Here is a 12,746-nt window from a genome sequence, read left to right as displayed (position 1 = left end):
GCGCACAGCAGGCGATGGGGGGATCGGGCGACAGCGGAGGACGCTAGATGACCGTCCTTCACTGTGCCTCCTGATGCTCCTGCTGTTGTATGGCCCGTTGCTTGGCGCGCCCGTAGCGGATGACCCGCCGGCGCAGCGGCGGATCGAGCCCCTCGTCGGCGACGTCGGGCTGACCGCGGAACCGCCGCCACAAGCGGCGCACGATCAGCAGGAACAGCAGCAGGGCGGCGCATGCCGTAATTATTGCCAGGGCCTGACCATAGGCGTTCGAACGCACCGAGACCTGTGTGGCATCGCCCAGCGGGATTCCGTCGGGTGTGGTAAGGGAGATCGGAATCACCAGGTTACGGCTGTCGCTCACCTCGGTCGGGATTTGGAACGAGCGTGTCCCGCGCGGGGGCAGCTGTTGCTCGCCGAGGTCGGTGATCTTCGTCTCGCGAGGCGCCTCGATGCGGAACTTGATCCGGATCGAGACCGGCAGATCGTTGCGCGCGACCAGCAGCAACGGACTCTGCTCGGACGCGAGCGTGTACACCCCGCCCGGCGGGAGCACGGTCACCGAGCGATAGAGCTTGTCCATCGTCCGGGTGCTCTGGTCGATGCGGCGCTGGGCGAAGGTGTCCGCCTGGGTGGCGTCGCCGGTGCGCCGGTCCGAGGAGCTCAGCACCCGGATCAGGTCATCGCGCAGCGGCGTGAGGAACTCCGACGGGCTCGGTTTGATCTCGGGCACATCGACGATCGCCCGCATCAATTCGCTGATCCGCCTGCCCTGATCGCGCACCGGATCGAGGAACCGGCCGGGCACCGCGTCCTGCTCGGCCTGGGCCAGGTAGTCCAGCTCATAGGGTTTCGGGTCGGTCGGCTGCGTGACCAGCTCCTGGAACGGCCGCGGGGTCGCCAGGTTCGCCCGCAGCAGCAGCTCGAGCTGGCGCAGCAGTGCCTTGCCCTCTTCGCGGTTCGCGCCCCACTGCTGCGGCGGGACGAGCAGCATCGAACGCGGTTGGTCCGGCTGCGGATTCAGCGCCGACCAGGAGATGGCGCCCAGCGCGTCCTGCAGCCGGGCGGCGCGCGAATCGTTGCTGACCTCGTAGCGCACCGAGGCGGGCGTGAACGACGGGGTCGGCGGGTTGGACGAGCCGACCGCGGCCAGCGCCGTCGCGGACCAGATATCGAAGGTCGCGGCGTGCAGCGCGGCATCGCTCGCGGGCAGGGTGGGTTGCGCGCCGTTCGGTGCGGCGCCGCTGTTCGGCACCGAGGTGCCGCTCGGTGTGGCCGCGGTACTGGACGCCCCCGCGCTGCTCGGTGACTGACCGTGCGACGTGGCCGAGGCGGTGGGTTCGGGTGCGGCGGGCGCGGGCGGCACCGGCGCGGTGATCGCGGGCAGGCGCACCACTTCCGGGGCGCCGGTGTCGGGCACCTGGGTCGTCGTGGTCTGCGTCTTGGTATCGCCGCGCGTAGCCGTCTGCTGCGAAACCTCGGAGGTGCCCGCGGTGCCCTCCGGCGCGACGGCGGTGTCGGCGAGCACCGCCGTGCCGAAACCGTGGCTGCGCAGCAGCATTCCCGCGTTCGCGTCGATGCTGCCCGAATCCGGCAGGCTCACCCCGCGCACCGATTTGACGCCGAGGATCGAATCGACGAGTTCGGCGGGGGCGTTCATCGCCCGGGCCGAGAGGTCCGGGTCGTTCACCGCGGCCAGCGCGGACAGGTCGACCTGCGCGAACGGCAGCGCGACCGTGCACATCGAGCCGGCGAGCGCACGCAGCCGGTCCAGCCACGTCTGCGCCTGCGCGGCGCCCGCACCCGCCCTGGTCGCACCGTCGGGATCGGACGGACTGGCCAGCACCCGATAGCCCTTGGTCATCGCGTCCACCGTGAGCAGCAGATCGGGATCCACCGCGAGGCAGACCGAAGACAGCAGCGTGCGATCGCGACCCGGGGTCAGGTCGAACACGCTCTCCAGCGCGCCGAGCAGCTGATCGAGCCGGCCGTCCTTGCCGAGCGAGGCGGCCAGTTCGTCGTCGGTGAGCTCGACCTTCCCGTCCACCGAGCCGGCGATGCCCGCGACCATGCGCGGCCGGTCGGCCAGCGGCCACAGCAGCGTCGTCGCGACCGGCGCGTCGGTCGGCGCGGACACCGCCTCCGCCGCGTCGGCGCTCTTCGACCCGGGCGGCAGGCCGAGCACCGGCAGCAGGAACCGGGCGTCGTCGAGGCGGGCGGGTTTGCCGAAGGCCGGTTCGCCGTTGACGTTCAACAGCAACGGATACACACCGGGTTTGCTGATATCGAGCGAGCTGCTCGTGCCGCTACCCGGCCGCAGCGCGATGCTCACCGAGAACTGCTTGTACTGGCCGGGCGCGAGCTGCGGGGCGACGTCCTCGAACGGGCCGTTCACCTCGTAGTTGACCTGATCGAGGCGCAGCGCGGCGCGCAGATTGCCCGGCTCGGTGATCGCGGCCGCCCGCTGGATGCGGACGCTGATGTCCTTGACCGCGCGGTCGCCGATATTGGTGACCCGGCCCGACACCGTCACCACCGGGTCGCTCGTCGTGGTCACCGCGGTGGGGCTCACCGAATCCACCGACAGTTTCAGGAATTTCGGCCCGGACACCGTTCCGGAACCGGTGGGCTGGGCCTGCGCCGTGGGCGGCGCCAGCAGCGGCAGCGTCGTCCCCGACCCGAGGATGGTCAGGAGCGCGACGAAGATCCCCAACGGAATCGCTGCGCGACGCCGAAAAGTCTGGGTCATCGCTTGCCGGTCTCCATCCGGTCGATCAGCTTGTTCGCCACCTCGGCCAGACGTCTTTCGTCCGCGTAGGCCAGTCGAGAATTCAACTCGCTCAATGGGACCCACGCCACCTGAGTGACCTCCACGTCGGCGTCGGACAGTTCGCCGCCGGTGGAACGCAAGAGATAATGATGCACCGTCTTGTGTACCCGGCGGCCTTCGGTGACGAACCAGTAATCGATGCTGCCGAGTTCGGCCACCACCACACCGTTGATCCCGGTCTCCTCGGCCACCTCACGGATCGCGGTTTGCTCGGAGGTCTCCCCCTCCTCGATATGTCCCTTCGGCAGCGACCACAGCAACCGCCCGCGCCGGTCGGTCCGGCCGATCAGTGCCGCGCTGCGTTGTTCGCGCGGACCGTCCAAACCGTCGACGACCAGCCCGCCCGCGGAGGTTTCCCGCACCGTGCGCATGCGCGGTTTCGCCGCATTGGCGGCCGAACCGCGGCGCCGAGGCTGGCGGCGTCGACTGTTCGCGCGATCGGCCGGAGACACCAAGCAATCCTACTGTGTTGGGTTTGCGGTGTTGTCGGCCGCGGCGCCGCGAGCGCGGTTCACCCGAGATCGCCACCACTGGGTGCCGCCGACACGCAGGGCCGCAGGCGCGGCGCGGGCAGCACAGTAAGCTGCCGATTCGTGGTTTCGCCCAAGTCCGAGGACGCAGAGCTGGATAGACGTACCCGATTGCTGGCTGCCGCGGCGGTGACGCTGGGCAGGCTGTCCGATGTGCTGACGCCGCTCGGCGCGATGTTCGCGGCTCGCGGGTACGAGCTGTATCTGGTGGGCGGCAGCGTCCGCGACGCGGTGCTCGGCCGGCTGGGCACCGACCTGGATTTCACCACCGACGCGCGCCCCGAACAGGTGCAGGAGCTGCTGCGCGGCTGGGCCGATCACCTGTGGGATACCGGGGGTCTGGCGTTCGGGACGGTGAGCGGGTCGAAATCCGGCCAGCAGCTGGAGATCACGACGTTCCGCTCCGACAATTACGACCGGGTGTCCCGCAATCCCGAAGTGACCTTCGGCGATTCGCTCGAAGACGATCTGGTGCGCCGGGATTTCACGGTGAACGCGATGGCGGTGCGCATCGGCGCCGACGGCACGCTCGACTTCGTCGACCCGCTGCACGGGATGGACGCGCTGCTCGCGGGCCTGCTGGATACCCCTGCCGCACCGCAGGATTCGTTCAACGACGATCCGCTGCGGATGCTGCGCGCGGCGCGGTTCGTCGCGCAGCTCGGTTTCGAACTGCATCCGCGGGTGCGGGCGGCGATCACCGAGATGGCCGAGCAGATCGATCGGATCACCGCCGAGCGGGTCCGGGTCGAGCTGGACAAGCTGATCGGCGGCGCGCATCCGATCGACGGCATCAACATCATGTGCGAGACCGGCCTGGCGCAGCGGGTGCTGCCCGAGGTGCCCGCGATGAAACTGGAGATCGATGAGCATCACCAGCACAAGGACGTCTACTGGCATTCGCTGACCGTCCTGCAGCAGGCGATCGACCTCGAGGAGGGCGATCCGGATCTGGTGCTGCGCTGGGCCGCGCTGCTGCACGACATCGGCAAGCCGGACACCAAACGCAACGAGCCGGGCGGCGGCGTCAGCTTCCACCATCACGAGGTGGTCGGCGCGAAGATGGTGCGCAAACGGATGCGGGCACTGAAGTATCCGAAGCAGTTCACCGAGGACGTGGCCCGGCTCGTGTTCCTGCACTTGCGGTTTCACGGGTACGGCAAGGGGCAGTGGACCGATTCGGCGGTGCGCCGCTACGTCACCGACGCCGATGAGCTGCTGCCCCGCCTGCACAAACTGGTCCGGGCCGACTGCACGACGCGCAACAAGCGCCGGGCCGCCGCGCTGCGCGCCACCTACGACGAGCTGGAGGCGCGGATCGCGCGGCTGCAGGAGCAGGAGGACCTGGCCAAGGTCCGGCCCGATCTGGACGGCAACGCGATCATGGAGTTGCTCGGCCTGCCGCCGGGGCCCGAGGTGGGTAAGGCGTGGCGGTTCCTCAAGGAGCTGCGGCTCGATCGCGGTCCGATGACCAGGGACGAGGCCGAGGCCGCCCTGCAGCAGTGGTGGCGGGCGCAGGGCTGATCAGAACACGATCAGCGTGGTCCCGGCGACGATCGCGGACCGCATCTGCGCCAGGTCGAACGAGCCGGTTATCTCGGGCAGTTCCACCCGGAACCGGACGAGGTCGCCGTCCCTGGTGGCGTGTGCGATGCGCGCCTGATTCGGCAGCTGTTCGAGCAGCAGCGCGGGCGCGGCGACCATCCGGCGCGGCATCCGCAGGCCGAACCAGCTGACCCGGTGCAGGTCTATGGTCACCCGGTTGTCGAGCACCGCGGCGTCGACCACGGCCGTCAGTTTGCGGGTGCGGTGCTTCGCGCGGACCAGCCCGGTGTCCTCGATCTCCAGCACCCAGTCCAGCGGCTGGGTGTTCAGCCAGCCGACCAGTGCCGCGGTGGTGACGGTGCCCTCGAGGTCCATCCGCCCGGCGCGGACCTTCGTCGGCACGCCGGGGATCAGCCGTACCTCGTGCGCGATCACGGTCACCGCCTCGATCGGGTGGTCGTCCCAGCGCAGCCGGGACAGCACCGTCTTGGTCTGGAAGTGCGCGCCGCGCCGCCGGACCTTCAGCACCTGGAGCGTGGCGTGCAGGTCGTGCCCGAGCAGGGTGGCGTTCACCTCCTGCCCGCCGAACCGGCTGAGGATCCCCTCGCTGAGCATCGTCATCAGGACATCGGGCAGCAACGCCGTGACGGTGCCCGCACCGAGGTCGACGACCGGATCCACCCAGGCGGTGGTGACCGAGACCCACTGCTCCAGCCAGGATTGATCGAACAGGCGCTTGCCGAGATCGACGGCTCGCAACGGCGACCAGGACTTCGGATCGAAATACGTGGCCATGATTGCTCCGAGCGTACTTGCCCGCACCGGCCCCGACCATCGCGCTGTGACCCAGCTCGCCCCGCCCGACGTCGCCTATTTACCCCGCGCCGTGGCGTCTACCTGCGGCTTTCCGAGGGGCCGGACCGCCGATCCCGAGGCGGCAGGCGGACGAGGACAATGAGGGTGAGGCAATGGAAGCAGTAAAGAAAGGCAGGCCCGAAGGTGCCGCTGGATCTGAACAGTGACCTCGGCGAGGGTTTCGGCCCGTGGCCGATGGGTGACGACGCGGCGATGCTCGACATCGTCACCAGCGCCAACATCGCCTGCGGCTTTCACGCCGGCGACCCCTCGATCATGCGCCGGACCTGCGAGCTGGCCGTCGCGAAGGGGGTCCGGATCGGTGCCCATGTCGGCTATCGCGACCTGGCCGGTTTCGGCCGCCGGGAGATCACGATGAACCCGGCCGAGCTGCGCGACGAGGTGCTGTATCAGATCGGCAGTCTCGACGCGTTCGCCAAGGCCGCCGGTGCTCGCGTGCGCTACGTGAAACCGCATGGTGCGCTCTATCATTCGGCCGGACGCGACCAGGCGTCGGCCGCGGCGGTGCTGGCCGCGCTCGCCGAATACGACGGCGAGCTCGCCTTGCTCGGCCCGGCCGGTTCCCAGTTGGAGAAGGCGGCGGTCGCGGCCGAGGTGCGTTTCGTCGGTGAGGGTTTCGCCGACCGGGCCTACACGCCCGCGGGCACGCTCGCGCCACGCGGCCTGCCCGGTGCGGTGCTCGACGCGGATGCGGCTGTCGCCCAAGCGATGTCGATCGCGGTCTCGGGCGCGGCGAATATCGTCGACGGCTCCGGCACGGTACCGGTGCAGGCGGCCAGCCTCTGTGTGCACGGCGATACCCCGGCGGCGGTGGAGATGGCCCGGCGTATCCGGGCCGCCTTCGACGAGGCCGGCGTGCCGGTCGCGCCGTTCGGCTGAGCGGATGAACGGCACGTCGGCAACCGGCCCGGTGGCTACGGAGCCGCGCATCCGCGCGGCGGGGGATCAAGCACTGCTGGTGCTGCTGTCGCAGCGCACCGAAGTGGTCGACCTCGTCGAGGCACTGCGCCGCAACCCCCTCGCGGGTGTGCAGGACGTGCTGCCCGCGGCGGAAACCGTGCTGGTGACGCTGCTTTCACCGGCGCACGCCGATACCGTGCGCCATGCGCTCGGCTCGCTGCTGGGTGCGCTGCAACAGCCTGGGCCAGGCCGGGATTCGGGTGATGTTTCCCGTGGAACACTGGCGCACAACGATTCTCCCGACGAACCGCTCGTCGTTCCGGTGCGCTACGACGGCGCCGACCTCGCCGAGGTCGCGCGGTTGCTGCGCCTGACCGAGGCAGAGGTCGTCGCGGCACACACCGGCACGATCTGGCAGTGCGCGTTCATCGGATTCGCCCCGGGCTTCGGCTATTTGGCATCGGACGACGCGCGACTGAACGTGCCCCGCCGGGCGCGGGCCCGCACCACCATCCCCGCGGGTGCCGTCGCGCTGGCCGGTGGCTATTCGGCGGTGTATCCGCGCAGCACACCCGGCGGCTGGCAGTTGATCGGCACGACGGAGTTGCGGATGTGGGATCTGGACCGCGAACCGCCCGCGCTGATCCGGGTGGGCGATCGCGTCCGATTCGTCGACGTCGACGGCTGACGCACCTCAGCGCGGCGAATCCAGTTGCGCGTGCATCAAATACACGTTGTAGGTCTGCCAGGCCGAGAGGGTGAAGTACAGATCCCGGCCGGTCGACCACGGATGCAGGAACCCGCCGTAGGACGTCGGGTAGTCGGCGGTGGACAGCAGCGACACCGCCTCGGTCCACTGTCCTTGCGGCTGTGCGGCATTGCGCAGCACGATCGCCCCGCGGGCGGGGTCGAGGTACACCATCTGCCACTGCTCGGTGCCCGGGTCGTACCGGACGGACACTTCGCCGGCCAGCCCGGCGACCAGCGGAGTGGCCTGGTTCTCGGCCGCCGATTCCCAGTTGCCGTGCACCCAGTACTGATAGGCCGAGGTGTTGAGCACGTCCTGTTTCGGCACCCGGGCCAAGCCGATCACCCCGAGGCGTCCGTTGGGCGTGCCGAACATATAGACGTGGTCGCCGTGCGGCACCATCGCCGCGACCTGGAAGCGGCCGGCGCCGAAGACGTTGTCCCACTTCGCGTGCGGATCCTTGGTCCAGGTGCGGCCGTGGTCGTCGGAGTAGGCCAGCCCGCCGTAGTTGTTGCGCCACAGGCCGGGGATCCGGCTCCACCGATTCACCGACATGTAGCTGAGGTACTGCCGCTCGCCCAGCGCGAAGCCGGAGGTCGGGATGGTCGTGGTCTCCCAGTTCTTGATCTTGCGGCTGCTCAGGATCTCGGCGGCGTGACACCTGCTGTCCTGCACCATGCGGTCCAGCGAAAGCCCGTCGGACAGGTCGCGGTCGGTGCTGTAGGCGAGCACGTTGCTGCGCCAGTCCTGATCCTCGCGGCCCGCGCCGCCGGTCACCCAGCCCTTGCCGAAGGTGTCGCCGAACGCCACGGCGACCTCGCCGGGCGCGGTTTCCCACAGCACGCCGAGGTCGGTCCCGTCCACCTGCCAGCGCACGTCGGTGCGATTCGGCGAGCCGTGACCGGTGACCTGGCCGGCCAGCTCTACCGTGACCACGCGTGGCTCGGCCACCCGGGGCGCGAGCGGGCCCGGTTCCGCCGGATACGTCACCGGTGGTGGGGGTGCGGGTATCGGTTCCGGCGCCGGGCCCTCGGGTACCGGGACCGGAATCGGCTCGATCTCCGGCCGGATCACGATGCGCGGCACCGTGATCGGCGCGCCGGATGCCGGTCGCTGCGGCGGCGCGGCGGGCGCCGGTTCCGCGGCGATGTCACGGACATCCGGGCAGGGCGTGTGGCACGGATCCGGCGCGAGCGGGGGCGGATCGATCCGGACGTCGCGCTGCGGTGGACCGGGTACCGGCACCGGCACGAACTGCGGCACCGGGATCGGGATATCGATCTGCTCGGGCAGGGTGACGGGCGGTGGCGGAGGTAGCGCGGGATCAGGGTCGCGCAGGCGCGGATCGAATCCCACTTCGCCACAACTGTTCACCGGCGACGGTGCCCACGGCAGCGGCCCCGCCTGCGCGGGTACGGTCAGCACGCCGCTGAGCAGCACACCGAACAGTGCCGGTACACAAGGGGTTTTGCGGCCGAGCCGACGCATCGCGTCGGGCGCGAGCTAGTCGGAGATCTCGGTGAGCGGGTACAACATGGTGCCCCACCCACCGAATAGTAGGTGCTGCACCGCAGCGAAGATCATCGCCGGAAAAGCCATGTCGCGTTGACTCCCTCTCGAACTCGTTGACGCACTGCCGAATCGGGGCGAAGCGAAATCAACGTACCGGACCGGCCCGCCGCAATGCCGGACCTCGCGATCGAAATTATTTGTGGCGAAATAGCGGAACCGATTGCCGATCGGGTGCGTCCAACCAAATATGGACGAGATCGAGTACGTCTTCGGTACCGGCGTCGGCCCGCCGCACGTCTGGACCGGTGCGGCAGATCTGTCACTGGCGAGTCCCGGTGACGCCCTACGGCTCGACTTCGACGGCGACGGGCTGACCGACGATGCCATGTGGGACAGCGCGGGTCTCGGTATCGCCGATGTAGCGGCCCTGGACCTGGACGACGACGGCGTGCTCGACCACTTCTATACCGACCCCACCGGTCTGGGCACCTGGAACCACCACGTCACCGGCACCACGGCCGACGCGGTCGACGAGCCGCTCAACTGGATCCACCGCACCGACGGGTTCGGGAGCGAGGGGCCGCAGGCAGCGGACTCGGCGGTCGCCCAGCAGGATTCGGCCGTCGTCCCCTGTGCCGTGGAGCCGCCCTTCGAGACCATGCGCCCGGCCACCTTTCATCCGCCCGCCATCCACACCGAGGTGAAACCGCCGGGTACCGCCGCAGACAACCTGCCGCATAACGACCACACGGACCTGCCCGACTATCTGACCCAGTCGACGAATCGCACCGGAGGTGATCCCGGCCGAGCACCCACCATTGCCTGAAACGTCATGAATTCCGCGCTGTTTCAATAATTCCTGCGTAGCGGGTCAGCCGAGCGTCGGCTCGGTCCGTCGCCGGGTATTCATCAAGATCGCGACAATGCCCGCGCAATAGATTCCGGCGCCGGCGACAATCACCGGCAGGGAGCGTCCGTCATCCGGAATAACCGCGGCCGCAGCGGCGATCGCGACAATGAACGCGATATTGAATACGGTGTCCTGCAACGCGAAGACCTGACCGCGCCGCGCATCGTCGATGTCGATCTGCATGGTCGCGTCGCCGGTCAGTTTGATCGTCTGCCCGGCCAGGCCGAACAGGAACGCACCGACCAGCAGCAGTCGATGCGCATGCTGGGCCGCCGTCCCGGCCTCGGCGATGGCGATCGGCGTGACCAGTGTCAGCTGCACCACGGTCGCGCAGACCAGCCCCAGCACGACCGTGCGCGGCCGCCCGAGCCGCGGAATCAGCAGCGGCGCGACCACCGCGGCGGCCAGCATGCCCGCGGCCGTCGCGGCGATGGCCACGCCGAAGCCGAGCAGTCCGTTGCTCAGACCCGAGCCCGCGGCGGGTGTCTGCCGCAGCACCAGCACCATGATCAAGGTGTTGGTGCCGAACACGATCCGATGCGTGCCGATGCCCAGCATCGCCGTCGTGACCTGCTTCGACTCCCACACCGCCGAGGCGCCCGTGCGTAAACCGGTGAGGATGGCGTGCACGGCACTGTCGTGCTTCGCCGCGACGCTGGGTTCCGGTCCGAGCACCCGCGGCGCGAACCCGGCCGCCAGCAGCGCGCTGAGCACCGATCCGATCCCGCTGATCGCCACCGCGACCGCCGACCCGAAATCGCCCGCCCCGATCAGTCCGATCACCGCGACCGAGGTGGCCGCGCCGAGCGCCGCACACCCCGATGCCACCGTGGCGAGCACCGAATTCATCGGCACCAGCCATTCCTGCGCGAGCACCCGCGGCAACGCCGCCGACACGCCCGACTGCACGAACCGGCTGATGCCCACCACGGCCAGGGCCAGCAACAGCAGCGGCGTCTCCCCGATGCCGGCGAGCAGGCCCGCGCACACCACCCCGATCAACACCGCGCGCAGTACGTTCGCGACCAGCAGTACCGCCCGCCGATCCCAGCGATCCAGCAGTGCGCCCGCGTACGGTCCGATGAGTGAATACGGCAGCAGCAGCACCGTGAAACCGGCCGCGATGGCCAACGGGTCGGTCTGGCGTTCGGGATTGAACAGGATCGCGCCGGACAGCGCCGCCTGGAACATGCCCTCGCCGAACTGCCCGGCGAAGCGCACCACCGCGAGCCGCAGCACGCCCGGGCTCTCGCGCAGTGCGACCCGCAGCGGGAGCGGCCGCTCGGGCGCGGGTGTGGAGCTCTCGGAGCGACCAGTGGGCACGCCGCGAGGTTAGTTGGTCGGGCCCTGCCGCGCCGAATCAGCGCGAAGGGCCTGGTCGGCGCGGGCCTGGTCGCTGACCAGAGCGCTCACCGCGGCCCGCATGTCGGGCGCCATCGGCAGTCGCGCGAGCACCTCGGCGTCGATCCAGGCGAAGGCGTCGTGCTCGCCGGGTGCCAGCGCCACCTCCCCCGGCTCGGCGGTGACCACGAAGCTGTACTTGCGCACCTTGGACTTCGTTCTGGTCGCGTAGTCGAATCCGCCGAGGTAGTCGGTGATCACCCGGGCCCGCAGCCCGGTCTCCTCGAACAGTTCCCGGTGCACGCACTCGGCGAAGGTCTCGCCGGATTCCACACCGCCGCCGGGCAGTTCGTACATGCCGCCGTGGTAGTCGTCGGGCACCCGGCGCACCACCAGGAGTTTGCCGTCGCGGAACACCGCGACCCCGACGACGAAATGTGCGATGCCGTCGCGCCGGGCCTGCGCGCGCAGCCGGTGCTCGAGGCTCGCGAGCGTCTCGGGTCGCATCTCGCCGTCACCTCCGGTTTCGTTGCGGCACATCATGTTACGAATCCGGCCCGGAAACGGCGGGCCGCGGTGGGTGGGCCGGGCACCGCTCGCGCGGACCGGTCGGTTCTGCTCGCCTGGCGTTCACCCGCTGGTCGCTCGCGTAAAATGCCGAGTGCAGGACAATTTACTAGGAATGTGGAGTACCGCCACGGAAGTGCTCCTACCCTGAAAGGTGATCGGTGCACGGGCCCGAGAGGAGGACCATGATGTCCACACTCACGACACCACACATCGACGTCCATCGAGCAGGCGACCGCATGAAGACGCGGGTTTCCTGGTTGGATTCGAAGCACTCCTTCTCGTTCGGGGAGCACTACGATCCCGACAACACCCATCACGGCCTGCTGCTCGTCAACAACGAAGACGTGGTCTCGCCCGGGCAGGGCTTCGACACCCACCCGCATCGGGACATGGAGATCGTCACGTGGGTGCTCGGCGGCAGTCTGGTGCACCAGGATTCGCTCGGGCACAGCGGTGTCATCTACCCCGGTCTCGCCCAGCGGATGAGCGCGGGCACCGGCATCCTGCACTCGGAGAAGAACGACTCGTGGCGGCTCGACGGCGCCGAACACGACGAGCCGGTGCATTTCGTCCAGATGTGGGTGGTACCGGACGAACCCGGCTTGACCCCGGGGTATCAGCAGCTCGAGATCGATGACGCGCTGGTCGGCGGCGGCCTGGTGACGGTGGCGGCGGGCCTGCCGCGCTACCGGGACCGCACCGCGATCGCCATCAACAGCAGTCATGCGGCGTTGCACGTGGCGCGGATGTCCGGCGACGCCGAGCAGACGATCGACCTGCCCGACGCGCCGTATCTGCACGTGTTCGTCGCGCGTGGCGAGGTGGATATGGAGGGCGTCGGCACCCTGGACGAGGGCGACGCGGTCCGGCTGACCCGGACCGGTGGTCAGCGCGTGCGCGCCCGGCGGCCATCGGAGATTCTGGTGTGGGAGATGCACGCCCGGTTGGGGGCGCAGTAGGCGCGGTGCTCCGGGCTTGCGCGGTGCG

The 12,746-nt window shown here is 69.4% G+C and carries 11 protein-coding genes; 5 read left to right on the top strand and 6 right to left on the bottom strand.

Annotated elements, in window-relative coordinates; translation table 11 throughout:
* Positions 1-58 precede the first annotated feature (58 nt).
* Both NVU01S_RS10980 and NVU01S_RS10975 read right to left on the bottom strand, forming a co-directional pair.
* Positions 59-2,746, bottom strand: coding sequence for a hypothetical protein (locus NVU01S_RS10980; RefSeq protein WP_043676971.1), 2,688 nt, complete (start codon positions 2,744-2,746; stop codon positions 59-61).
* The gene (locus NVU01S_RS10975) at positions 2,743-3,279 is read right to left on the bottom strand and encodes an NUDIX hydrolase (protein ID WP_081594261.1); all 537 of its coding nucleotides are present in this window, start codon (positions 3,277-3,279) and stop codon (positions 2,743-2,745) included. Before NVU01S_RS10975 ends, NVU01S_RS10980 begins: the two co-directional genes overlap by 4 nt.
* A gap of 141 nt (positions 3,280-3,420) precedes the next feature.
* On the opposite strand from NVU01S_RS10975, the gene NVU01S_RS10970 reads away from it, so the two are divergent.
* The gene (locus tag NVU01S_RS10970) at positions 3,421-4,881 is read left to right on the top strand and encodes a CCA tRNA nucleotidyltransferase (RefSeq protein WP_043676972.1); all 1,461 of its coding nucleotides are present in this window, start codon (positions 3,421-3,423) and stop codon (positions 4,879-4,881) included.
* Here NVU01S_RS10970 and NVU01S_RS10965 read toward each other — a convergent pair whose 3' ends face one another.
* A complete protein-coding gene (locus NVU01S_RS10965) occupies positions 4,882-5,697 on the bottom strand; it encodes a hypothetical protein (protein WP_043676975.1) in 816 nt (271 codons plus the stop codon).
* 204 nt (positions 5,698-5,901) lie between these two features.
* Between NVU01S_RS10965 and NVU01S_RS10960 the strand changes: the two genes are divergently transcribed.
* A complete protein-coding gene (locus tag NVU01S_RS10960) occupies positions 5,902-6,657 on the top strand; it encodes a LamB/YcsF family protein (protein ID WP_156161783.1) in 756 nt (251 codons plus the stop codon).
* Between the two features lie 4 nt (positions 6,658-6,661).
* Positions 6,662-7,366: a 5-oxoprolinase subunit B family protein gene (locus NVU01S_RS10955; protein WP_052281025.1), complete on the top strand. Its 705-nt coding sequence runs from the start codon at positions 6,662-6,664 to the stop codon at positions 7,364-7,366.
* 6 nt (positions 7,367-7,372) lie between these two features.
* Here the strand turns inward: NVU01S_RS10955 and NVU01S_RS10950 are convergent, their stop codons facing one another.
* Complete coding sequence (locus NVU01S_RS10950; RefSeq protein ID WP_043676980.1) at positions 7,373-8,914, bottom strand: glycoside hydrolase family 183 protein; 1,542 nt, start codon at positions 8,912-8,914, stop codon at positions 7,373-7,375.
* Between the two features lie 271 nt (positions 8,915-9,185).
* Here NVU01S_RS10950 and NVU01S_RS10945 point away from each other — a divergent pair, with 271 nt between their 5' ends.
* Entirely contained in the window at positions 9,186-9,764 is a 579-nt protein-coding gene (locus tag NVU01S_RS10945; protein ID WP_052281026.1) for a hypothetical protein, read from the top strand.
* Positions 9,765-9,809: 45 nt separating this feature from the next.
* On the opposite strand, the gene NVU01S_RS10940 is transcribed toward NVU01S_RS10945, so the two are convergent.
* Complete coding sequence (locus tag NVU01S_RS10940; protein WP_043677071.1) at positions 9,810-11,117, bottom strand: MFS transporter; 1,308 nt, start codon at positions 11,115-11,117, stop codon at positions 9,810-9,812.
* A gap of 63 nt (positions 11,118-11,180) precedes the next feature.
* Positions 11,181-11,696 carry an NUDIX domain-containing protein gene (locus NVU01S_RS10935; RefSeq protein ID WP_167829424.1) on the bottom strand — a complete coding sequence of 172 codons (516 nt, stop codon included), beginning with the start codon at positions 11,694-11,696 and terminating at the stop codon, positions 11,181-11,183.
* 248 nt (positions 11,697-11,944) lie between these two features.
* On the opposite strand from NVU01S_RS10935, the gene NVU01S_RS10930 reads away from it, so the two are divergent.
* A complete protein-coding gene (locus NVU01S_RS10930) occupies positions 11,945-12,718 on the top strand; it encodes a pirin family protein (RefSeq protein ID WP_043677076.1) in 774 nt (257 codons plus the stop codon).
* The last annotated feature ends 28 nt before the right edge of the window (positions 12,719-12,746 follow it).

Origin of the sequence: Nocardia vulneris (assembly GCF_001613425.1) — a bacterium.
Classification (GTDB): domain Bacteria; phylum Actinomycetota; class Actinomycetes; order Mycobacteriales; family Mycobacteriaceae; genus Nocardia; species Nocardia vulneris.
Note: the sequence above shows the minus strand (reverse complement) of the source record. Positions and strands in the feature narration are given on the sequence as shown.